Genomic DNA, 21,656 nt, shown 5'->3' with positions numbered 1-21,656 from the left:
ATAACAAACGAATTAAAGAAAAATTGGATGGCATGAGTCCGGTTGAATTCCAGAATCATGCCATCCAATTAATCGCTTAAAACATCACTCCAATTTATGGGGGTCAGTTCACTGGTCTTTTTACTAAATAACCGCATGTAAATGTTTCACACTCTCTATGCCGATCATACCATTATTTAGTCAGATTTATTCTGTGTGTGTTGGAAGTGTGATTATCATTTTAACCACAAAGCAAGAACCGCTGCCTAAGAGCGGTTCTTACTTAAAACTATACTGGTTACAGTATTACTAAGCTAAATTTATCTTAGTACCAGTTGTGTGATAACCAGAATTGTTGAGCAGCAACCCATGAACCGTAACGTGATTGAACGTATTGGTTAGCAACGCGTTCTTGGTTAGCTGGTGAGTAGTCACCACCAAGGTATGAAGCTGAAAGTTGGTACATACCGATGAATTGACCGTTACGGGCGTTGTAGTTGTTACCTGATTCACGTGAAGCAATCCATTGCTTAGCGGCAGCATTAGCAGATGACATGTTAGATGCTGGAGCTTGTTGTTGTGCTGGAGCTTGAGCGGCAACTTGTTGTTGCACTGGAGCTTGTTGTTGTGCTGGGGCTTGTTGTTGTTGTGCTGGAGCTTGTTGAGCTGGGGCTTGTTGTGCTGGAGCTTGTTGAGCTGGGGCTTGAACCTTAGCTTGTTGAACTGGAGCTTGTTGTTGAACAGCAGCCTTTTGAACTGGAGCTTGGTTGTTAGCTGATGGAATAGTCAACTTTTGGTTAACAAAGATCAAGTTAGCATCAGTTAACTTGTTAGCGTTAACGATTGCTTCGATAGTTGTGTTGTTTTCAAGGGCTAATTTTGAAACAGTGTCACCTTGGTGAACAGTGATGATTGAGTCGGCGTTAGCAACAACTCCAGTTGAGATCATAGCAGCAACTAAACCAGTACCAGTTAAAATCATTTTCTTCAAATTATTCATGTGTATTTTTTCTCCTCTTAATACAAGTGATGTTTTTCGTCTATTTATCGTTTTATATTATCCGGCCATCAATGTGACCCGTCTTTTTTTCATTGATAACTTCGATACCTCGTTGCTATCAATCAACAAACTATATATTACTGGGAATTTATAACAGCCAGATAGCTATCATGTAACAAGCGGCCCCTTTTTCTGTCATATAAGCCCCAATTTATGTAATACGGCTGTAATATAACTTTTTTCATTAAGCCAAATGCCTATTATGCCTAGGCTCAACAAAAATATGTATACCCCCTTAACTATCTCGGAAAATATCCCTAAATTTGGCAAAAAAAAGTTAAAAAAAAGCTTTTTAGTCCTGATTTGTATAAAAAAAGCTGTAAAATTCATTGAATTTTACAGCCGTGTGACTAATATTTCCGTAATGCAACTTGCGTAACTAGATGATTGGGACCTTTTTCTACTATTATATCGGCCAAAGCACGCGCCGGTATGATACATTCTTTTAAATTCCGTTCATTCACTGCATGCCAAACTTCCTCCGCTAGTTGCCTAGCAGCAAGTCGATCAGTAATAAACTTATGGTAATAACTTGCTGGTTCATTTTCAGCAGCGTCAACTAAACGCTCAAACCGTTGCAAGAACCAATTCTTAATTAAAGCGGTTGGCGCATCAATATAGATAGTTAAATCCATTAAATCAATCGGTGCTAAGGCCTGCCCTTGCCGGTGTAAAGCATTGACCCCTTCTAAAATGACAATATCGGGCTGCCCAATCATTTGGACTTGGTAAGGTAAGATATCGTAATACTCATGTGAGTAGACGGGCACCGTAATATCCGCATGGCGTTCCTTGACCGCTTTTAAAAAGGCAATCATTGCTTCTATATTATATGATTCTGGAAAACCTTTCCGATCAGTTAAACCACGGTTCGCCAAAATTTGATTATTATATAGGAAGTTATCGGTTGTCACGATTTCAATTTGGGCTTCTGGCAACGCTTCTGCCAACAACTGTTTAATCGTTTTCGCGCTCGTTGATTTACCAACCGCTACACTCCCTGTTAAGCCAATAATAAATGGTTTAACTTTGCCTATTGGTTGTCCCAAGATATCCTGCCACATTATTTCTGCGGCATGGTTATGCTCCATTTTAGTAATCACAAGGGGGACGAGTGCTTGATAATCCGCTTGTAGCGTCGCTGTCACTGGCGTCTCCCAAGCATACTTAGCCATAAATTCCGCTCCAATTGCGTGCCATTTATCAGCACGTAAAACGGTGTAATTTACATTTGCCACCGGTTATTCTACCTCGTATAAGTCCGGATTCACACGATCAAGTAATGGGGTCACTGGTCCACAAGCTAATAAGGTTAATTCGTGCATGGCCCGTGATGCAATCGTGTAAATTAACTGACGTTCACTTTCTGATGGGTAATTAGTTACTGAGATATCCCAGGCGACCACCGCATCAAATTCAAGTCCCTTTGCCAAGTATGACGGTACAATAATCACACCTGGTACCAAACGTTGGTTTTCTGAACGAATTAGTGTGGCTTTAACATTGGCAGCTTTCAAGACCGCATCCACGGCTAACCCTTCCGCGAGACTCTTAGTAATAATGGCCGTTGTTTCATGAGCCGCATTGTTACTTTCAATTTGCTTAATTAAACGGGCTTCCATTGCCGCCATCGTATCAAACTGGGCCAAGACGGGTTTGGCACCATTACGGTTAAAGGCTATGATTTGTTCACCATTAACGAGGAGTTCTTTTGAGAAGTCCGTAATTTGTTGCGTTGACCGGTATGTCTTAGTCAATTGCACAACGCTCGTTTTTTCAGGATCAAACATTGAACCTAATTCATGTAATAACGTTTTTGAGTTTTCTTTTGTAAAAATCGCTTGGTTCAAATCACCCAACATGGTGAATTTGGCTTTCGGGAAGCTAAACTTCAAGAAAGCTAATTGGAAGGCTGAGTAATCTTGAATTTCATCAATAAAGACAAAGCGAATATCACGTTCACCGTGCTTACCAGTAATTAAGTCATACAAATAAAGGTACGTTGAGACATCCGCTAACGTCATTTGCTTAGTCTTAAATTCGGTAACTGTCCGTTCAACACTAGCTTCCCAGTCAGTAGCTGAAATGTCCCATTTGCTCAAATCCGTCATCTTAGGCACACTGCGTAAAAATGCGGCAAATTGCGCGTTAACGTTAATAAACCGATTCCGGTGAATGGCAGTGGCAATTGGCTTAAAGGCGTTAACCACGATTTTACGTGCCAAGAAGTTGTATTCTTTTTCTTCTGAGGCAAATTCACGTGGTTGATCACCAAATAATGAATCAATTTCAGTCTTAGTTAAGTTTTGAATCGCTTCTTCAACCCACTTTTCCTTCAACTCATTTCCAATTCGGCCGTTTAATGAAGATGCTAAGCGTTCTTTAGTAGCATCCAAACGTTGCCCCAATTTATATTGTTCATTGTAACCATAGTAAATTTTAGCCACATGTTCCTTATCAAAGAATGGCTTGCCTTGGAAGTTAATGTCCTTAAAGCGCAAGTTACCTTTGTTAAGCGTTTGGGCATATTTAGCCACTAACTTGAAGAACGCTAAGCTCCCTTTAAAACGCGTAATATTTTCATTGGCCGCATCATTGTGTTCTTCAAACCGTTCTTGCAAGGTTTCCACTTGAATCTTAGGTAAACGACGCATCGCATATTGGTAGTACGTCATTTGAACCATGTTTTGTTCACCAAGTTCCGGCAACACTTGGTCAATATAGTCATTAAATAATTGGTTGGGACTAAATAAGACCACTTGCCCACTATTCAAATTACCCCGGTACCGGTATAGCAAGTACGCAACCCGTTGTAAGACCGCCGCGGTTTTACCAGAACCGGCAGCCCCTTGAACAAAGAGTAAGTCGGCACTCGTATTCCGGATAATCTTGTTTTGCTCTTTTTGAATCGTGGTCACGATACTCTTCATCTTCGTATCAGATTCACCACTCAAAGCATCGAGCAACATTTGGTCACCCACGGCTTCATCGGTATCAAAGATCGTCACAATCACACCATCTTCAATTTGGAATTGCCGTTTAAGCTTCACATCAACATTTTGCTTACCATCAGGCGTCATGTATTCAACATTTCCAAGGCCCCCATCATAGTAAATTGAGGAAATTGGTGCCCGCCAGTCATAAATCAAGAAGTGATCGGGGGTATCAGAAAATGAACCGAGCCCAATATAGATGGTTTCTGCCTTTTCTTCGCCTTTTTCTTGGAAATCAATCCGTGCAAAATATGGATTAACTTTTAATTTCTTAAGGGTTTGTAACCGGTTCGTGGCATTTTGGAAACTATTTTGTCGTTCAATCAACATTTGTTGTTGTTGCCGCACTGAAAGCGCGGTATCCAAAATGTTTTCATAAGTACTCGTTTTAATGCGGACATCGCCCCATGATTTTTCAATATCTGCGCGGTCATTAGATGTCCGTGCAAGTTCTTGTTCCGTTTTCTTCTGGGCAATATCAAGTTTTTCATTAACTTCGTCCAGGTATTTTTGTTCGAAGGTGTAGTTAGAATCTGTCATGTATACTCTCGCTTTATTTTATATCTGGGCACAATGGCCTAATAACATTTTTTGCTACTACTTGGCTATCAATTATACGCTAGCCACCGCTTTAATGCCATCTTATGTTACTATATTAGTATCAAAGTCTTTAACTTTTCAAAGAGGAGTATTAAAAAATGCAACCAATCAATATTTATCTCGTACGTCATGGACAAACTTTCTTTAACAAATACGATCGTTTCCAAGGTTGGAGTGATATCGACCTTACGGAAAAAGGAATTGCCGATGGTCGGCGAGCTGGTCACCTTTTAAAAGATATCCAATTTGATGCCGCTTATTCAAGTGACCTCCCACGGGCTTTTAAAACTGCGACATACATCCTTGAAGAAAATACGCAAACTGATATTATTGCACCAACACCTTTAAAAGCGTTCCGGGAACAATTCTTTGGTACTTTTGAAGGGGTTCGCGGCCCTGATGCCGTGCTTGATATCGTTAAATGTGCTCCTGCTTCAGCTGCGCACATCACTTCATTCTCTGATTTATTAACGGCAATCGGAGCTGATGCGACCCTTGATGCCATTCACGCTGCTGACCCTGAGCATGATGCCGAAGATTCAAAGCGGTTCTGGACCCGTATTGAATCAGGCTTTGATCGTCTTCGCCAACTTCACCCTGATGGTGGCGATATTTTACTCGTCTCTCACGGGGCAACAATTCGGAGTATCGCTGGCCGTTTTGGTGATGCCACTTTTGAAGGCCAAGCACCAGCCAACGGTAGTATCACTAAATTAATCGTTACCGAAGATGACATTAAAATTGCGTACTACAGTGTTACTGACGAATTACCCGCTAACTAAAAAGGTAATAAGGTATATTTATGACAACACAAGAAGAAGAAAGCACATTAAAGCCCGTTATCATTGCCGGGCTTGATAATAATGATCCGAGCTTTGCCTATTCAATGGAAGAACTTGCTAACTTGGTCGCTGCCAATAACATGGTCGTGCAAGAAACGCTCACACAAAAACTTGACCGCCCCAATGCTGGTACATACTTTGGTAAAGGTAAAGTTGAAGAACTTGCCCAATTAGTTGAAGAAACTGATATCAAATTTGTGATTACTAACGATGAATTATCACCATCCCAAATTCGGAATATCGAAGCCGCGACTAAAGCGACGGTGGTTGACCGGACTGGTTTGATTTTAGATATTTTCGCTAACCGGGCGCGTTCAAAAGAAGCTAAATTACAAGTGGCGATTGCCCGCTTGAAATACCAACTTCCCCGTTTGCGCACTAGTATGAACATCCGCTTGGACCAACAAACTGGGGCCACTGGTTCTGGTTTTACTAGTCGGGGTTCTGGGGAGTCAAAACTTGAAATGGACCGTCGGACGATTGAAAAAAATATCGCCCACTTAAAAGAAGAACTTGAAGCGATTGGTAAATCAGAAGCGACCCGTCGTACCCAACGTGATAAGGCCGGCATTCCAACCGTTGCTTTAGTTGGATACACCAACTCTGGTAAATCAACCACAATGAATGGTTTGGTGCGGATGTTTGGTGAAAGTGACGAAAAGCAAGTTTTCGAAAAGAACATGCTGTTTGCTACTTTGGACACATCAGTCCGTTCGCTTACATTGCCCGATCAAAAACAATTCTTGCTTAGTGATACGGTTGGGTTTGTTTCAAAACTCCCCCACAACTTGGTTAGCGCCTTTCGTCAAACATTGGCTGAAGCCGCTCAAGCTGACTTATTAATCCAAGTCGTGGACTATTCCGATCCTAATCACAAGGAAATGATGGCCACGACGGAAAGGACTCTCCAAGAAATTGGGGTTAAAGGGATTCCAATGGTAATCGGTTATAATAAAGCCGATAAAATGGAGGATGTCGTCTTCCCAAGTCGTGAAGGTGATAACTTAGTATATTCAGCACGGGATGAAGCTTCATTGCTTGCCTTAGTTGATATTATTAAGGAAAAGATTTTCACGGACTACGAAATTCACGATTTATTAATTCCATTTAGCGATGGTCAAGTCGTGACGTATTTAAATGAAAATGCGCATATTTTAAGCACTGAATACACCGAAGCTGGTACACTCCTCAATGTGGAACTCCACACTGCTGATGCGGCCCGCTTTAGTAAATATTTTGCTTAATACTAATTAAAAACCAAAGCGTCCGCGCTTTGGTTTTTTTGTTACCGGTAACACCTCGACAACTGTTTTGCAAACGCTTACAATAATGTTTAACAAATTAATTTTAACTAAAGGAGTTTTATTTTATGACGGAAGAAGCCAAAATGTTAGCTGGTCAAATCTATGACCCCAGTGATGCCACCCTCTTAGCATATCGTCAACATGCCCGCAAACTATGCCAAGATTACAATAATTTAGCTGATGGTGATCCCACTCGGGCAACGATTATTCAAGAATTAATTCCCAATATGGGGGCTGATTGTGAAATTCAAGGTCCAATTGCACTTGATTATGGTCGCTTTACCACGTTAGGCTCACGTGTATTTATCAACTATAACTTTACCGCCCTTGATTGTGCGCCAATTACGATTGGTGATAATGTCTTAATCGGTCCAAATGTCGCCTTACTCGCCCCCGTCCACCCATTACGGCACCACCAACGTAATATTCAAGCCCGCCCCGATGGTAGCTTATATAACTTAGAATATGCCAAACCCATTACAATTGAAAAAAATTGCTGGTTAGCCGGTAACGTCACCGTTATTGGTGGTGTCACGATTGGTGAAGGTTCGGTCATTGGTGCTGGGAGTGTTGTGACACGCGATATCCCCGCCAATTCACTCGCCGTTGGTAATCCTTGCCGCGTTATTCGCCAAATTACCGCTGATGATGACTTAGAAATGCCCGAAATCTTTTAATTGCCACCAAAAAAGCCGTTCGCTAATGCGAACGGCTTTTTCATATTTACTATTAGTAACAGCAGAGTTAATCGGCAGTAGATTACTTCTTAAGAGCTGACCATTTCCAATCAGTAAATTCTGGAATATCAATACCTTCGTTACGAGTAACTTCGAAGTGGCGAGCCAAGATAGCGTCCATTTCAGCAGTAATTTCAGCGATCTTATCAGCAGCAACAACACCTTCAAGCTTAGTAAGGGCATCCTTAACTTGGTTGAAACGGTCGATTTGTGAGTAAACACGCATGTCGTAAGTAGTAGTGATATCACCTTCTTCACGGTAACCGTGAACATCAAGGTTGTGGTTGTGACGGTCGAAGAATACGTCCTTAACAAGGTCTTCGTAACCGTGGAATGCGAATACAACTGGCTTATCAGTAGTGAAGATAGCGTCGAATTCAGCATCTGAGATTGCACGTGGGTCTTGCTTCTTAAGACGTAAGAAGTCAACAACGTTCACGTAACGAATCTTCAATTCAGGAAGCTTTTGGTTAAGTAACCAAACAGCAGCCAAGGCTTCAATAGTTGGTTCAGTACCAGCTGAAGCAAATACGATATCTGGAGTTTCGTCAGTAGATACAGTAGAAGCCCAGTCGATAACCTTAAGACCATCTTCAACTAATTCAGTTGCTTCGTCAATAGTAAACCATTGTTGACGTGGTTGCTTAGAAGCAACGATCAAGTTGATAGTTTGGTTCAAGCGCAATGACTTGTCGGCAACGGCTAACAATGAGTTAGCATCGGCAGGCAAGAATTCGCGGATGTACTTAGTCTTCTTTTCAGCCAAGTGAGTCAATAGACCTGGATCTTGGTGAGTGTAACCGTTGTGGTCTTGTTGGAAAGCAGTTGAAGTTGCGATCAAGTTCAATGAAGGGTACTTGTTACGCCACTTGATTTCGTCTGCTTGACGGTACCACTTGAAGATTTGAGTAATCATTGAGTCAACAACACGCAAGAATGATTCGTATGATGCGAAGAATCCGCGACGACCAGTCAATGTGTATGCTTCTAACCAACCTTCAGCTTGGTGTTCTGAAAGTTGTGAATCAATGATACGACCTGAAGCAGCAACCTTTTCGTCGTTACCATCGCGTACTTCTTCCATCCATTGACGGTCAGTAACGCTAAATAAGTCCCAAAGACGGTTTGACATAGTTTCGTCAGGTCCGAAGAAACGGAAGTCTTCCATGTTTTGTAATGTAACATCCTTCAAGTAAGTTGAAAGAACGAACATATCCATGTTACGGTTACCGTCAGCAAGTTCAGTACCACGAGTTTCTTCAGTGATTTCGTTAGCGTAATCACGGAAGTTAGGTAAGTTCAATTGCTTAGGTTCTTCACCGCGAGCAACCCCACCGTTAGCGATTGGGTTCATTGACATACGCTTGTCACCCTTAGGTGCAAGGTCGATCAAGAATTGCTTAGGAGTACCATCTTCGTTGAACAATTCAGTTGGACGGTATGAATCCATCCAAGCAACGAATGCATCAAGGTCTTCGTTGAAGTTCTTATCTGCTGATGAGAATTCCAATGGAACTTGGTGTGAACGGAATGAATCTTCAACTGGAAGACCCTTTTCGTTGTGAGTAGGACCACCCCAACCCTTTGGAAGACGTGCAATGATAACTGGCCAGAATGGTACTTCACCATCTTGGTAGCGACCGTTTTCACGAGCATCTTTTTGGATTGCTTGGATGTCTACGATTGCTTCGTCGAATACTTTAGCAGCCAACTTGTGGTATGCCATGTAATCGTGGATGTCGTCATTTTCGATGAAACGTGGTGACCATCCGAAACCTTCGAAGTACTTAGTCAATTGTTCATCTGAGTAACGTGACAAGATAGTTGGGTTTGAAATCTTGAAACCATTAAGGTCAAGGATTGGCAATACCGCACCATCAGTCTTAGGGTTGATGAACTTGTTTGATTGCCATGCAGCCATAAGTGGACCAGTTTCTGATTCACCATCACCGACAACAACAAAACCAATTTGGTCTGGATTATCCAAGATAGCACCCACACCGTGTGAAAGTGAGTAACCAAGTTCTCCACCTTCGTGAAGTGAACCTGGAGTTTGTGCAGTTGCGTGAGAACCAACACCACCTGGGAATGAGAAGCTCTTGTAAAGCTTGTTCAAACCAGCAAGGTCGCGAGTGATTTCTGGATAATCTTCAGTGTATGAACCGTCAATCCATGAGTTAGAGAACATAACTTGACCGGCGTGACCAGGTCCTTCAACATAAAACATGTTCAAGTCGTACTTGTTGATCAAACGTGATGCGTGTGCATACAAGAAAGTTTGACCTGAAACAGTACCCCAGTGTCCGATTGGTTTTGCCTTAACATCAGCTTGAGTAAGTGGAGTGTTAGTAACTGAGAACAATGCGTTGTCCTTCAAGAAGATAACACCAGCTGAGATGTAAGTAGTTGCACGCCACCAGGCGTCAACTTGTTCCAAATATTCTAATGAATCGTAATCTACTGCCATTTGGAATAGCTCTCCTTATTAATTGGTTTTAATTAGTTTAAAAACATGACACAATCGTCAATGTTTACAATTATTATTGTAGCTAAAATATTTTAAAAGTCAACTAATTAATTAATTGGTGCGGTCCAATTTACAAGACCCCTTTTTACCCAACTAATCCTTCGTTCAACTTCTATCTACTACACCACAAGTTTAACGTGTTTTGGGGGAGATAGCTATTATTTTAATTGTAAAAAAATGGTAAGAGTGCGAGCACAACCGGGAACCAGTGAGCACTAAGAAAAAACGCGAAAATACGATTTTGGTATTTTAAGCGTTTTGCAGTTAGGCGGAACCGGTTGGTTGTGTGAGCACGTTTCAAAAGAGTGCGAGCCGTGCCGGGAAACAATGAGCACTACTGACACTTAGTGCAAGATACGCTTTTAGTATCTTAGCTAAGTGACGGTAGGCGGAGTTGTTTGGCATGGTGAGCACGTTTCAAAAGAGTGCGACAAGTGGTGGCTACCCGCCGGTTGTCGCACTCTAGGTTCACACTCTAATAAAAGTACCCCAAATCACTTTCCATCGTTGGATAAGTCATAATCTGGTTGGCCACTTCAGCAGCCGTTGTTTCATTATTAATGGCCGTGACGAACATATTAATAATTTCATCGGCTTGTTCAGAAATGATGCTAGCACCGACAATTTTACCCTCGTGTTTAATTACGCGAGCGGTGGCTTGATCGTTTAAACGCATGTAGTTAAACCACGTCTTCAAGTCATAATCACTAACGTCATAGCCTAATTTTTCAGCTTCTTCAGTCGTGACACCAACTTGGGCAACCCGTGGATGCGCATAGACGGCTGATGAAATCACGGGATATTCAATTGCATCGGTCGTCACCCCATTAATGTAATCGGCAACATAGCGGGCCTCATAGCCAGCTACCGGTGTCAGATTGGGGGTGCCTGACGCGGCAACATCCCCAGCGGCAAAAATATTGGGAGCCGTCGTTTGTAAGTGTTTGTTAACTTTAACCCCGTGCGTATCAAATTCCACCCCAGCGGCGGCTAAATCCAAGCCTTCTACAGCGGCATGGCGTCCCATGGCAGCAATTACTTTATCCGTCAAAAAAGTTCGACCCGTTTTCGTCGTTACTAAAATCCGACCATCTTGCTTCTTTAATGATACAATCTCGGTATCAAATTGGAAATCGATACCTTGGGCCGTCAATTCAGGTACTAATTTCTCGACCAACCAAGGTTCAAAGTTACGTAAAATACGGTTATTATGTTGTAGTAAATGTACATGAGCCCCCGCATATTGCGCGATGCTTGCAAATTCCACCGCAATGTAGCCACCACCAATAAATGTAATATCGTCGGGTACGCTCGGCATATTCAAAAAATCTTCGGAAGTTTCCGCCAATTCGGCCCCTAGGAAGGTTGGGCGCGTTGGCCGTTTACCACTTGCAATAACCCACGTATCGGCTTCAATTTGCGTCCCGTCAGCTAATTCAACCGTGGTGGCATTAATAAAGCGTGGTGTTTCATGATACGTTTCAATTTCGGCCCCGTCCAAACCTTGGAGTGTCCGTACTGGATGGGCATCAACATACTTTTGTTTCTTAGCCATAACAGCTTCCCAATTTAATGCCAACTTGCCTATCACTTCATTTTGAAATAATTGGGCTTGGCGTAAAACATCAATACTGTTGACGATGATTTTTTTAGGATCACACCCCATATTGGCACAAGTTCCACCCCAGATATAATCTTCAAAAATCGCAACACTCTTACCAGCGGCTTTAACGCCGTAAGCGACTGACGTTCCAGCTGAACCAGAACCAATAATCCCAACATTATACTTAAGCATTTGCTACCCCTTTCATTCGATAACCATCATCTGTTGTTTGTTTTTTATTTAACGCGTGGTTTTCGATCCGCAGAACCATTTGCCCACTGCCGATAAGCATACACCGCATTGAATAGTAATGCCAATTGTAATGCTACTTGTGAGACATTATCGCCTAACGTACCAAGGCCCGTTTGACCATTAAAAGTCCGCAAGGCCAACGTCGCCCAGTAAATTAACCCCGCACCGTTAACCACAATCCACAATGCCCAGTTTTCTTGGAATTTAAAGATAAATAAGACTTGGGCAATAAAGCTAACCACAAAGTTAATTGAATCCAAATAAGGTAATTGACCGTGTAAATGAGCCAACACTATCCAACCACCAATCCACGCAATCACCGAAATTACCCCAATGACGACGCGCATCGCCTTACTAAAGAAGCGGACCTTATCATTAATAACCCAGAAATACCAGCCGACTGGTTGCGAAAAGACATAGAAAACATCAATTGCCACGGATCCATAAGCATGCGTAGTGATGGCAATATAGCCCATCGCAAAATACTGTAAGACTCCAAAAACGAAGGTTACATTCTTCCCCTTCATCCCATAAACTAAACATAACACCCCAAAAATCCCCGAGGCGATTCCCATTAATGAACTTGGAATCCATAAATAGGCGGCCAATTGTAGTAATACCAAACAAATCGTGTAAAAAATTTCAAACGGTTTCCAATCACTAAACAACTGCTCATACCACCATCCATGTTGGTGTTCACTCCGCGTAATCATCCCGGAGTTGGACTGTAATTTCTTCATAATATTCCCCCTCGTAACTATGAAAATAGATTGTTTAGGCTAATTTTACCACCCACGGGTAATTTTCATGGTTCTACAGACTTGTCCGCATACGTATTTTGGCCACCAAAAAAGCGGTCAGTAAATACTAACCACCTTCCACTGTTATTTAAATAATTGGCTAGCCTAACCAGTAACCACTCGCAATTGTATCTAAAAGGGTCACTAATTGCCGCGTTTCAGCAACATCGTGTACGCGTAAAATGCGGCCCCCACGGACATACATCAATGCTTCGGCGACTAAAGTCATGGGTAACCGGTCTTCTTTGGCTAATCCTAACAAATTACCAAGGTAGCCTTTACGTGAAATTGCAATCATCATCGGCCGCTTAAAATCATTAAATGCATCCACATTAAGCATCATCCCGTAATCTTGCACCCCATGTGGTACTTTAGAATAACCAATTCCTTGGTCCAACGCAATCCGTTCCCGGGCAATCCCCGCATTCGTCAATAACGTTAAATTAGCCGCAAATGCCGTATGCATTTCCGGGGTTAACTCCGTAATATCTTTCGTCCGAGCATTGAGCATCGTTAACAAACCGACATTGCTTTTAGCCAACAAAGCTAACTTAGCCGGATCATCTTCAAAGCTATTCACATCATTGATAATATCGACACCCGCTTCAATGGCCGCTTGCATGACCGGCAACTTGTACGTATCAATAGCAATTGTCATGTCGGGATACTGCGCCCGAATTGCTTTGATATATGGAATTGTGCGTTCAATTTCGACTTCCGGACTAACTTCAGTAAAGCCTGGCCGCGTAGTTTGACCATTAACTTCAATTACATCGGCCCCAGCAGCAATCATCGCCGCCACATGTTCAAGGACATCCGCTTCAGTCTGATACTTACCACCATCAAAAAATGAATCTGGCGTAATGTTCATAATCGCATAAACCATCGCTTTTTGGCTCAAATCAAACCGCTTATCTTTAACTTGCCAGATTAATGCAAATTGATCATTAATTGCCGCTAATTGTTGCGTGATGAGCGGATCAACACCAAACCACATATCCCAATTATCTGCCAAAAGTCGTAACCCCGGTAGCGTCAACAAGACCTTGGCACTAGCTGCCTCAGCTAACCAAGTGCCATCTAGTTGCGCTACTCGATGAGCTAACTTAGTAAGAAGCTCAGCATCAATATCACTAAACTCCAACGCAATTAAGCGTTGTTTTTCAACTATTTGTAACAAAGATTGACTAGTAAAATCATTTTCTTGTGCTAATGATGCCGTAATATCACGTACGCTTGCCATTTATCTATCATTCTCCATCAATAATTTTTGTTGTAAAACTAAAGCCGCTTGCCCGCGATGCGTTAACGGTAAGCGCTTTGATGCTGGCATTTCCGCTAGCGTTCCCGCTTGGCCAGTTGGTTGAAAAATTTTATCAAAGCCCCCGGATTGCTGCCCACGAGGTGTCATCACAATTTGGCCTGTCACCGTGCCAGAACTAATAATGGTCGCATGGTTGGGCCGAGCAGCGGCTAACCACGTAACCATCTGGGCGCCACGTTGATCAGTTGGCAAATCATCGAGCCGAGCTAACACCGCGGCATTGGTGCTCAAGGAACTACTTGCTAAATCCCGCTGCGTCGTCACGCCCAGCTCATTTTGTAAGGCCGCCAATTCTAAGCCACTATCATCAGCAATGACCGGTTGGTGTAACAGATTCGCCAAGAATTCGGCTTTGACTTGCGCGTTGACTGCATAACTCGCGGTCCCTTCTGCCGGAAAAGTCACGGCTGGATATTGCGTCGTATAGCCCACCGCTTCAATCCCCGCAAGCGCCAAACATGCTTGTAAATCGGCCGTTTTAAACGAATTATTTGAGGCAATTAACCATTTTGTCATCGCATGCCCCTACTGTTATTTAGTTGTCCGTTGTAAGAATTCACGCTTTAATTCTTTATCTTCACTAAATGTGCCGACATAGTAACTTGTATCTGTTACAACACCAGGTTTTTCAACCCCCCGCATTTCAACACACATATGGCGGGCTGAAATTGAAACCGCCACGCCTCGTGGATCGAGAATTCGGGTCAATTCACGGGCAATGTTAACCGTCATGCGTTCTTGGACATTTGGACGCTTAGCACAGTAATCTACTAAACGCGGAATCTTACTCAAACCAATCACGTTATTGTCGCCGGGCACGTAAGCCACATTGACCGTGCCGTAAAATGGTAATAAGTGGTGTTCGCACATTGAATAAAACGGAATGTCTTTTAATAAGACCATTTCCGTGGTTTCTTCAACTGGGAAAACTTTGTAATTATCAAATTCGGGTGCGGTGACTGATGAAAAAACTTCACTATACATCTTGGCAACGCGGGCCGGGGTTTCTTGAATTCCTTCGCGCTCGGGATCTTCACCAATCGCTTCTAAAATCATTTTAACGGCTGTTTGTATCTTTTCTTGGTTTTTTGTATCAATCATTATTAAGAACTAACTCTCCTACTTTATTAATCCAACTAGTATCTTTATTTTCGGCTAAAGCCGCTTGAACTTGCCTTAACACAGCGGGATCATCTTGGGCAATTTCTTGGACTGGTAATAAGACAAAATTCCGTTCTGCCGCATGGGGGTGTGGGACTTGTAAATCAGGTAAATCCAAGACGCGCTCACCCCAATACACAATATCTAAATCAATTGTGCGAGGCCCCCAATGGATTAAGCGTTCGCGATGCAAGGCTTGTTCAACCGCATGCAGCGTCGCTAATAATGCCAATGGCGTTAACGTTGTCGTCAATGCCACCGCGATATTATTGAAATTAGCTTGGTCCCGATTCCCCCATGGTTCAGTTTCATAAATGGCAGAAACAGCGGTCACATTCACGCCTGGTTGGGCTTGTAATTCAGTCACCGCGGCGCGCAAATTAGCTTCGCGGTCACCGATATTCCCACCGATACTTAAATATACGTGCTCAGTCATTTTGCGTACCTGACACTTCAATCTCAACATCATCAAAAATCCCCGGCATTGGGACGCTGAACTTGCGAATCTTCAACGTAATGCGTGGTGCTGTTGGATAATTGTGGAGTAACGTTGCCAATAGTTCATTAGCCAATGATTCGATTAATTGATATGCATGTGTGTGAACAAATTTATCAATATCAGCGCGGACATCCGCATAACTAATCGTTGTACTTAAATCATCGTTGTGCACGGCCGTTTCAATTGGATACTCCAATTCAACGTCAATGGCAATTTGTTGGCCATTTTTGCGTTCTTCCGGAAGGACCCCGTTAAAAGTATGAAATCGTAAATTATGAATTCGAATAGCACCCATTTGTGTACCCTCCATGGTTTTTCATTTTTAGTTTATAACTCTAGATTATACCAAAATTATGGCTCATTAATGATTGTAGCCGAATAAAATTTATAATTTATCCCACAAAAGTTCGGCTTACCTATTTAATCGCAAATAAGCCAGCCGTAATTGCTTAGCAGAATTGTTACGTTAATGGTTAAGATGTACCGCCGTCACTTGAATCGATGTCGTTTTAAACCCTTTAGGAGTACCAAAAAATCCCCCTGAGATTCATTAATCTGCAAGAGGATTTACATAATTTTTATTCAAGGAGGGCCAAGCTTAGTTGGACCTTAGTCAGTGAGAATTTGGCAGAATTCAATCACTTCATGGTTTGGGCCTAAGATATTGAAGTATTTAATACCATGCGCCCAAAATGATGGGATGCTTTGAATTTCGTGATCAATTAATTCTAAGCCTTGGGCTTGGGCAGCCGCAAAGGTACTTTCAATGTTAGTTGTATCAAGGGAAATGTGGTTAATGGCACCGTTAGTTTTCGTTACGGCATCCCCCGTCCATGATTCAATCACAACATTATCAAGCTTCATAAAGACACATTGGTTCGCCCCGTTTGGAAATAAACCAGCTTGGGTAAAACCAAGTGATTCATAAAAAGCAATCGTCCCCGCTAAATCATCAGTAGGAATCCCAATGTGTTGGATTCCAGTTACATATTCATTAATTGCCATCTACTTACTCCTGATATTCTTTAAGGGCTAAGGCATAGTCACCAAATGTGGCTGAACCGTTTGACTTCAAGGCCGGCATCACAAGGTACCGTTTTAAGTCACCGACTTCAACATACCCGTTCATTAACTTAGCAAATTGGTCACGAATTTTATCCAAGAAGGCTTCGCTAACAACCCCACCACCAAAGACAATCTTACCTGGACGTAATGTCAAAGTTGTTTGGAGCGCTGCTTGAGCGATGTAGTAAGCCATGATGTCCCAAGTTGGATCGTCCAAAGGTACTTCGCGGCCAGGCTTGCCAAGACGGGCATCAAAAGTTGGACCGGCAACAAGGCCTTCCAAACAGTCACCGTGGAATGGGCAAATACCATCAAAGTTAAGGTCATCCGGGTGGCGCTTAACATTTACGTGACCCATTTCAGAGTGACCAGTTTCACCAACAAAGTGGCCGTTGATGACGATTCCGGCCCCAACTCCGGTTCCGATTGTGTAGTAAACTAATGAATCAATTTTTTCATTAGCTAACGTTGACATCACATATTCACCGTAAGCAGAACCATTCACATCAGTTGTCCAGTAAACTGGCACGTTATTGAGATGTTCTTGGATGTAACCAACAAAGTTCGTGTCGGCCCAACCTGGCTTAGGTGTGTTGGTAATGTAACCATATTTAGGTGAATTTTTCCGGAGTTCAATTGGCCCAAATGATGAGATTGCAATTGCCTTTAAATCAGGAAACTTGGCAAAGAAAGTCACACATTGAGCTAATGTTTCTTCTGGGGTTGTGGTTGGAAAGCTCGTCATTTCTTGGGTCCGGTAATCTTCATTACCAACCGCACATACAAATTTAGTCCCACCTGCTTCAATACTTCCTAAAATCAAAATCCTGTCCTCCTGCAAACCATCATTTTTTTAATGTTTCATTAACAAAATAAATTGTAAGGCCTAATCATCGAAATGTAAACGCTTTCTCTTGATAAAAATATATTATTACATAAGTAAATCGTTAGTACAATTAAATGTCGTCGCTCACTAAGCGCTAAAAATAATGATAAAACAGCTTTAAATCAACATTTATCTTTAACAAAAATGACTTTTTACAATTAAAAAACGGCCTATTTAATCAAAAACGACCGCCAAAATTAGCTAAAAAAAATATTTTATCGAAAAAAAGCACGACATTGCCCTTTTTTTACCTGGTTTATTATTAATATTTTTAATAATAAACTATCTAACTGCATTAGTCCTTTGCATATCAAAAAAACAGCTGCTAAATAATCATTTAGCAGCTGTTATGTATTTAATTACGTAGCTTAATACTATTCTGAATCCAAGCTCACAAAGGCATTATACTTCATATATTTGTAGTGTAAGCGCATCGTTGAGACTTCAAACGGCGTCCCATCATCTAGAAAAAAGATTCCTTCCATGACACCGACTGGTTCAGTTGCCGACAATCCGAGCAATTGACGATCGCGTTCGGTTGATGGTTCCGCCATGACAGACATAAATGATTTCGTAACCGATTTTTTCTTCGTATCTTCGACAAAGTTAAAAATCGAGTTCGTTACATTATCCATCCCCAATTCTGGTAAGACCTTAATCGGAATAAAGCCATTTTCAATCATAAACGGTTCACCATCTAAGCGGCGTAACCGTTGTAATTGATAGACAAAGTCACCGGGTGATAAAAACAAAGCTTGTTGTAAGTCTTCATCCGCTGGAATTACTTGAAAATTAAGTAATTCAATTGATGGCGCGCGGCCGTCAATCTGATAACTATCCGTTACCCCAAGGTTTGAACCTTCATTATGAAAAATGGGTTGATTTTTTAAATAGAGCGGATTAACAAATGTGCCTGAACCACGCTTTTTAAAAATAATTCCTTGCCCGGCTAAGATATTCAGGGCCCGCTTAATTGATGAGCGGCTCACCCCGTAACTCTCAGCTAATGAGCGTTCATCGGGTAATTTCTTGTCAGGAAATTCATTACTATAAATGCGTTTTTTCAAATCATGCAACACCTGCATATAGATCACGTCAGCCATGAAGGTTTCCTTTCACTTCGGTTATTACTCGTAACTTAACATTTACTTCCATAAAATATTATAGTCTAAATAAATTGGTCTGACCACTGTTATTTAAAATGATAACCAATTTTTTCATTGAAGCTACCAATTTTAAACAAGCACGTTACATCTTTACAAATCCAAACCATCCCATTCGCGTTTAAAATCACGCAGATAGTTTAGCATAATTTCTTGGCGCTGTTGACCAATTTGCTTAGCATATGCCGTATTCAAATGATCAACTAGCAGCAATAACTTCTCATAAAAATGGTTAATCATCGTACTTTCGTCTTGATTACGGTACGCTTCCTTAGTCATGCTCGTGCGCGGCGCAATTGTCGGATCATACATTTTACTACCAGTATGGCCCCCGTAAACAAACACGCGGGCAATCGCAATCGCCCCAATCGCATCTAAGCGGTCGGCATCTTGGACAATTTGGCCATTAATATCGAGTGGTTTTGCCGTGCCCGTTAAGGACTTTGACCAACTCATGTTATCAATAATCGTAAAAATTGCCTGTTGGTCAGCCGGCGCAACATTGATACTCGTCAAAAATTTAATAACTTTGGCTTTGGCGGCCGCGGGGTCAGCAAATAATTTATCATCATACGTATCATGTAAGTACGTCGCCGCTAGAACAATAAATTGATCCGCCATTGGTTCCGTTTCCAAAATTCGGCCGGCATTTTGCACGACCCGTTTAATATGGCTAAAATCGTGGCCAGTAGTATCATGTTTGAGGACATTGGCCGCAAAGGCTGCAATCGTACTGTAGTTATTGCCACATCCGTTAATCATTTCCATCTAATCATTCCTCTTATTCTTCGTGGCGAGTTAAATCAACAAATTGCGCATGTGTAAATTCAGCGAGTTGTTGGGCATCAACTTTAATTGAGCGACCCAATTCACCACCTGAAACAATAATTTCACCCATTTCTAACGCCACTTGGTCAATAAAAATTGGGAAGTGCTTCGTTTGCCAAATGCCGACCGGATTATTGGCCCCGTGCACGTAGCCGGTCGTTTTAACCAAATCTTTGAGCGGAATCATTTCGACTTTTTTATTGCCAGATGCTTGGGCGAGTTTCTTTTCGGATAAATGCACATCTAGCGGTACACAGCCCACCACTGGGCCAGTCGCGTTACCAATTAAGGCCAATGTTTTATAAATTTGGTGTTCATCAATGTCACCATGTTCAAAACGGGCGACCCCATTATCATCATGGGTCGCAAAGACCAACGTCTCATAATTGATTTTGGCCTTATCAAGCATTTGTTCGGCGAGTGTTTTTTTAATTTTGGTTTTTTTAGCCATAACTTTTCTCCATTCTATGCAAAGTGATCATTTGGGGCATGATAGTGGCCATCGACTTTTAATAATCGCGTCAATCCAGCCGCAATTAATACTAAGGCCGTCGCAACAAAATACGTCACTTGAATCCCCACAAGTTGATGACTCGGGGTCACCACACCACCATGGGCAGCCTGACTCGCAACTAATGACATGATTGTCACCAAAGCGGCCGTCCCAAACGAAGCAGCCAGTTGGCGAATCGTGGTAAACATGGCGGAACCATCAGCAATTAAATGTAATGGCAGCGCACTGAAGGCTTCAGTTTGAATTGGCATTGTCACAATAACTAACCCCACTTGGCGGACAACTTGCCATACCATAATGTACAACAAGCTACTATGTAAGTTCAGCAACCCGAGCATAATCGTGCCGACGGTGTTAATTAATAAGCCAACTAACGTTAAATTCCGTGCGCCATATTTATCATATAACGCCCCACTGACGGGTGAAAGGAGTGCTGTAATTAACGAACCGGGTAATAAAACTAAGCCCGATTCAAAGGCAGAGCGCCCCATCACCACTTGCATATATAATGGTAGCAAAATTGCGCCGCCATATAAAGCAATCATCAAAACAACATTAATTACGATGGCGACGTTAAATTGGCGGTATTTGAGGACATTAAAGTTAACTAAGCGTAACTTGGCGTGCGTTTGTTGGTAAACAAATAACCCGGTAATCACCATCCCAATTAGGACATACCCCCACACATCAAATGAACCCCAATCACCAGTCCCTGCATTTGAAAACCCAACTAACAGTGAACCAAGGCCAAGACTCGACAGAACTACACCGAGAAAGTCGAATTTTAAAAACTTTTGTTCACCAATATTATGTAATTTGAAAAATGCAAACGCTAAATCTAAGAAAATTAATGGGGCGACCATGAAAAATAAATTCCGCCAATTAGTATAGGTCACAATCCACCCTGACACCGTGGGGCCGAGTGTGGGGGCAAAGTTAAGCGCTAACCCAATAATACCCATTGCCCGACCGCGATGCTCAACACTAAATAATTTCACAATAACGACATTCATCAACGGGCCAAAAATCCCGCCCCCCATCGCTTGAATCATCCGCCCAGTAATTAAAACCGGGTAGTTGGGGGCCAAGCCGGCAATCAACGTGCCAATCCCAAAAATTGTGAGCGCCGATAAATATAATTGACGCGTCGTAAACCGTTGAATTAAAAAAGCCGTTAGCGGTACCATGACCCCGTTAACTAACATATAGCCGTTAGTCAGCCATTGCCCTAGGGCGGCTGTAATATGAAAATCCGCCATAATACTTGGTAACGCGGTATTCATCAACGTTTGATTCAAAAACCCAATAAACGTCCCTAACATTAAAATCCCTAAAATTTGCCGTGATGCCCGACTTGGGCCAACACTATTACGCTCATCAATTTCTGCTACCATATAGTTCCTCCATTTTTTGTATACTTATAATAAATATAGTCTTATGTTATCAAAAGATAAACCCCGTTAAATAGTTTTTAATGATTAAGCATATCAAAAACAGGCTGACGTAAATACGCCAGCCT

Annotated in this window: 20 protein-coding genes; 3 read left to right on the top strand and 17 right to left on the bottom strand. The window is 42.1% G+C overall.

The genetic code is table 11. The features are described 5' to 3' along the window. Nucleotides 1–304 precede the first annotated feature (304 nt). The 3 genes from apf to helD form a co-directional block, all read right to left on the bottom strand. Nucleotides 305–979: an aggregation-promoting factor gene (apf, locus tag LQZ76_RS06790; protein WP_230098997.1), complete on the bottom strand. Its 675-nt coding sequence runs from the start codon at nucleotides 977–979 to the stop codon at nucleotides 305–307. Between the two features lie 410 nt (nucleotides 980–1,389). After that, a complete protein-coding gene (gene coaA, locus LQZ76_RS06785; RefSeq protein ID WP_230098996.1) occupies nucleotides 1,390–2,277 on the bottom strand; it encodes a type I pantothenate kinase in 888 nt (295 codons plus the stop codon). A gap of 3 nt (nucleotides 2,278–2,280) precedes the next feature. Continuing rightward, complete coding sequence (gene helD / locus LQZ76_RS06780; protein WP_230098995.1) at nucleotides 2,281–4,572, bottom strand: RNA polymerase recycling motor HelD; 2,292 nt, start codon at nucleotides 4,570–4,572, stop codon at nucleotides 2,281–2,283. A gap of 158 nt (nucleotides 4,573–4,730) precedes the next feature. Between helD and LQZ76_RS06775 the strand changes: the two genes are divergently transcribed. From LQZ76_RS06775 to LQZ76_RS06765, 3 genes are all read left to right on the top strand, one after another. After that, nucleotides 4,731–5,414 carry a histidine phosphatase family protein gene (locus LQZ76_RS06775; RefSeq protein ID WP_230098994.1) on the top strand — a complete coding sequence of 228 codons (684 nt, stop codon included), beginning with the start codon at nucleotides 4,731–4,733 and terminating at the stop codon, nucleotides 5,412–5,414. Nucleotides 5,415–5,434: 20 nt separating this feature from the next. Then, nucleotides 5,435–6,718 (top strand): GTPase HflX, encoded by a 1,284-nt coding sequence (hflX, locus tag LQZ76_RS06770; protein WP_230098993.1) that lies wholly within the window; start codon nucleotides 5,435–5,437, stop codon nucleotides 6,716–6,718. Nucleotides 6,719–6,843: 125 nt separating this feature from the next. Next, a complete protein-coding gene (locus LQZ76_RS06765; RefSeq protein ID WP_230098992.1) occupies nucleotides 6,844–7,455 on the top strand; it encodes a sugar O-acetyltransferase in 612 nt (203 codons plus the stop codon). 82 nt (nucleotides 7,456–7,537) lie between these two features. On the opposite strand, the gene LQZ76_RS06760 is transcribed toward LQZ76_RS06765, so the two are convergent. From LQZ76_RS06760 to LQZ76_RS06695, 14 genes are all read right to left on the bottom strand, one after another. Continuing rightward, nucleotides 7,538–9,982 (bottom strand): phosphoketolase family protein, encoded by a 2,445-nt coding sequence (locus tag LQZ76_RS06760; protein ID WP_230098991.1) that lies wholly within the window; start codon nucleotides 9,980–9,982, stop codon nucleotides 7,538–7,540. Between the two features lie 535 nt (nucleotides 9,983–10,517). Continuing rightward, complete coding sequence (locus LQZ76_RS06755; protein ID WP_230098990.1) at nucleotides 10,518–11,837, bottom strand: dihydrolipoyl dehydrogenase family protein; 1,320 nt, start codon at nucleotides 11,835–11,837, stop codon at nucleotides 10,518–10,520. Nucleotides 11,838–11,881: 44 nt separating this feature from the next. After that, on the bottom strand, nucleotides 11,882–12,637 hold the full coding sequence (gene pnuC / locus LQZ76_RS06750; RefSeq protein ID WP_230098989.1) for a nicotinamide riboside transporter PnuC: 756 nt from the start codon (nucleotides 12,635–12,637) through the stop codon (nucleotides 11,882–11,884). 160 nt (nucleotides 12,638–12,797) lie between these two features. Beyond that, on the bottom strand, nucleotides 12,798–13,940 hold the full coding sequence (gene folP, locus LQZ76_RS06745) for a dihydropteroate synthase (protein WP_230098988.1): 1,143 nt from the start codon (nucleotides 13,938–13,940) through the stop codon (nucleotides 12,798–12,800). Then, complete coding sequence (locus LQZ76_RS06740; protein WP_230098987.1) at nucleotides 13,941–14,537, bottom strand: non-canonical purine NTP pyrophosphatase; 597 nt, start codon at nucleotides 14,535–14,537, stop codon at nucleotides 13,941–13,943. It abuts the gene before it with no gap. A 15-nt stretch (nucleotides 14,538–14,552) separates the two neighbouring features. After that, nucleotides 14,553–15,122: a GTP cyclohydrolase I FolE gene (gene folE / locus LQZ76_RS06735; RefSeq protein ID WP_230098986.1), complete on the bottom strand. Its 570-nt coding sequence runs from the start codon at nucleotides 15,120–15,122 to the stop codon at nucleotides 14,553–14,555. After that, nucleotides 15,115–15,618: a 2-amino-4-hydroxy-6-hydroxymethyldihydropteridine diphosphokinase gene (folK, locus tag LQZ76_RS06730; protein WP_230098985.1), complete on the bottom strand. Its 504-nt coding sequence runs from the start codon at nucleotides 15,616–15,618 to the stop codon at nucleotides 15,115–15,117. The genes folE and folK overlap by 8 nt, the downstream gene beginning before the upstream one ends. Beyond that, nucleotides 15,611–15,976 (bottom strand): dihydroneopterin aldolase, encoded by a 366-nt coding sequence (gene folB / locus LQZ76_RS06725; RefSeq protein WP_230098984.1) that lies wholly within the window; start codon nucleotides 15,974–15,976, stop codon nucleotides 15,611–15,613. The genes folK and folB overlap by 8 nt, the downstream gene beginning before the upstream one ends. Nucleotides 15,977–16,290: 314 nt before the next feature. Beyond that, nucleotides 16,291–16,686, bottom strand: coding sequence for a VOC family protein (locus tag LQZ76_RS06720; RefSeq protein ID WP_230098983.1), 396 nt, complete (start codon nucleotides 16,684–16,686; stop codon nucleotides 16,291–16,293). Between the two features lie 4 nt (nucleotides 16,687–16,690). Continuing rightward, nucleotides 16,691–17,569 (bottom strand): ROK family protein, encoded by an 879-nt coding sequence (locus LQZ76_RS06715; protein WP_230098982.1) that lies wholly within the window; start codon nucleotides 17,567–17,569, stop codon nucleotides 16,691–16,693. Nucleotides 17,570–18,006: 437 nt separating this feature from the next. Continuing rightward, the gene (locus LQZ76_RS06710) at nucleotides 18,007–18,735 is read right to left on the bottom strand and encodes a GntR family transcriptional regulator (RefSeq protein ID WP_230098981.1); all 729 of its coding nucleotides are present in this window, start codon (nucleotides 18,733–18,735) and stop codon (nucleotides 18,007–18,009) included. 153 nt (nucleotides 18,736–18,888) lie between these two features. Next, nucleotides 18,889–19,563, bottom strand: a complete 675-nt coding sequence (locus LQZ76_RS06705; protein ID WP_230098980.1) for an HD domain-containing protein — start codon at nucleotides 19,561–19,563, stop codon at nucleotides 18,889–18,891. 13 nt (nucleotides 19,564–19,576) lie between these two features. Then, entirely contained in the window at nucleotides 19,577–20,074 is a 498-nt protein-coding gene (locus LQZ76_RS06700) for an aminoacyl-tRNA deacylase (RefSeq protein WP_230098979.1), read from the bottom strand. Between the two features lie 14 nt (nucleotides 20,075–20,088). Continuing rightward, nucleotides 20,089–21,531 (bottom strand): MDR family MFS transporter, encoded by a 1,443-nt coding sequence (locus LQZ76_RS06695; RefSeq protein WP_230098978.1) that lies wholly within the window; start codon nucleotides 21,529–21,531, stop codon nucleotides 20,089–20,091. Nucleotides 21,532–21,656 lie beyond the last annotated feature (125 nt).

The organism is Periweissella ghanensis (assembly GCF_918814755.1).
Taxonomy (GTDB): domain Bacteria; phylum Bacillota; class Bacilli; order Lactobacillales; family Lactobacillaceae; genus Periweissella; species Periweissella ghanensis.
This window is presented reverse-complemented; position numbering and strand designations above follow the sequence as displayed.

Excerpts from the sequence above, each read along its gene's own strand:
- apf (WP_230098997.1), bottom strand. The coding sequence starts at position 979 with ATGAATAATTTGAAGAAAATGATTTTAACTGGTACTGGTTTAGTTGCT.
- helD (WP_230098995.1), bottom strand. The coding sequence starts at position 4,572 with ATGACAGATTCTAACTACACCTTCGAACAAAAATACCTGGACGAAGTT.
- LQZ76_RS06775 (WP_230098994.1), top strand. The coding sequence starts at position 4,731 with ATGCAACCAATCAATATTTATCTCGTACGTCATGGACAAACTTTCTTT.
- hflX (WP_230098993.1), top strand. The coding sequence starts at position 5,435 with ATGACAACACAAGAAGAAGAAAGCACATTAAAGCCCGTTATCATTGCC.
- LQZ76_RS06765 (WP_230098992.1), top strand. The coding sequence starts at position 6,844 with ATGACGGAAGAAGCCAAAATGTTAGCTGGTCAAATCTATGACCCCAGT.
- LQZ76_RS06760 (WP_230098991.1), bottom strand. The coding sequence starts at position 9,982 with ATGGCAGTAGATTACGATTCATTAGAATATTTGGAACAAGTTGACGCC.
- LQZ76_RS06755 (WP_230098990.1), bottom strand. The coding sequence starts at position 11,837 with ATGCTTAAGTATAATGTTGGGATTATTGGTTCTGGTTCAGCTGGAACG.
- pnuC (WP_230098989.1), bottom strand. The coding sequence starts at position 12,637 with ATGAAGAAATTACAGTCCAACTCCGGGATGATTACGCGGAGTGAACAC.
- folP (WP_230098988.1), bottom strand. The coding sequence starts at position 13,940 with ATGGCAAGCGTACGTGATATTACGGCATCATTAGCACAAGAAAATGAT.
- LQZ76_RS06740 (WP_230098987.1), bottom strand. The coding sequence starts at position 14,537 with ATGACAAAATGGTTAATTGCCTCAAATAATTCGTTTAAAACGGCCGAT.
- folE (WP_230098986.1), bottom strand. The coding sequence starts at position 15,122 with ATGATTGATACAAAAAACCAAGAAAAGATACAAACAGCCGTTAAAATG.
- folK (WP_230098985.1), bottom strand. The coding sequence starts at position 15,618 with ATGACTGAGCACGTATATTTAAGTATCGGTGGGAATATCGGTGACCGC.
- folB (WP_230098984.1), bottom strand. The coding sequence starts at position 15,976 with ATGGGTGCTATTCGAATTCATAATTTACGATTTCATACTTTTAACGGG.
- LQZ76_RS06720 (WP_230098983.1), bottom strand. The coding sequence starts at position 16,686 with ATGGCAATTAATGAATATGTAACTGGAATCCAACACATTGGGATTCCT.
- LQZ76_RS06710 (WP_230098981.1), bottom strand. The coding sequence starts at position 18,735 with ATGGCTGACGTGATCTATATGCAGGTGTTGCATGATTTGAAAAAACGC.
- LQZ76_RS06705 (WP_230098980.1), bottom strand. The coding sequence starts at position 19,563 with ATGGAAATGATTAACGGATGTGGCAATAACTACAGTACGATTGCAGCC.
- LQZ76_RS06700 (WP_230098979.1), bottom strand. The coding sequence starts at position 20,074 with ATGGCTAAAAAAACCAAAATTAAAAAAACACTCGCCGAACAAATGCTT.
- LQZ76_RS06695 (WP_230098978.1), bottom strand. The coding sequence starts at position 21,531 with ATGGTAGCAGAAATTGATGAGCGTAATAGTGTTGGCCCAAGTCGGGCA.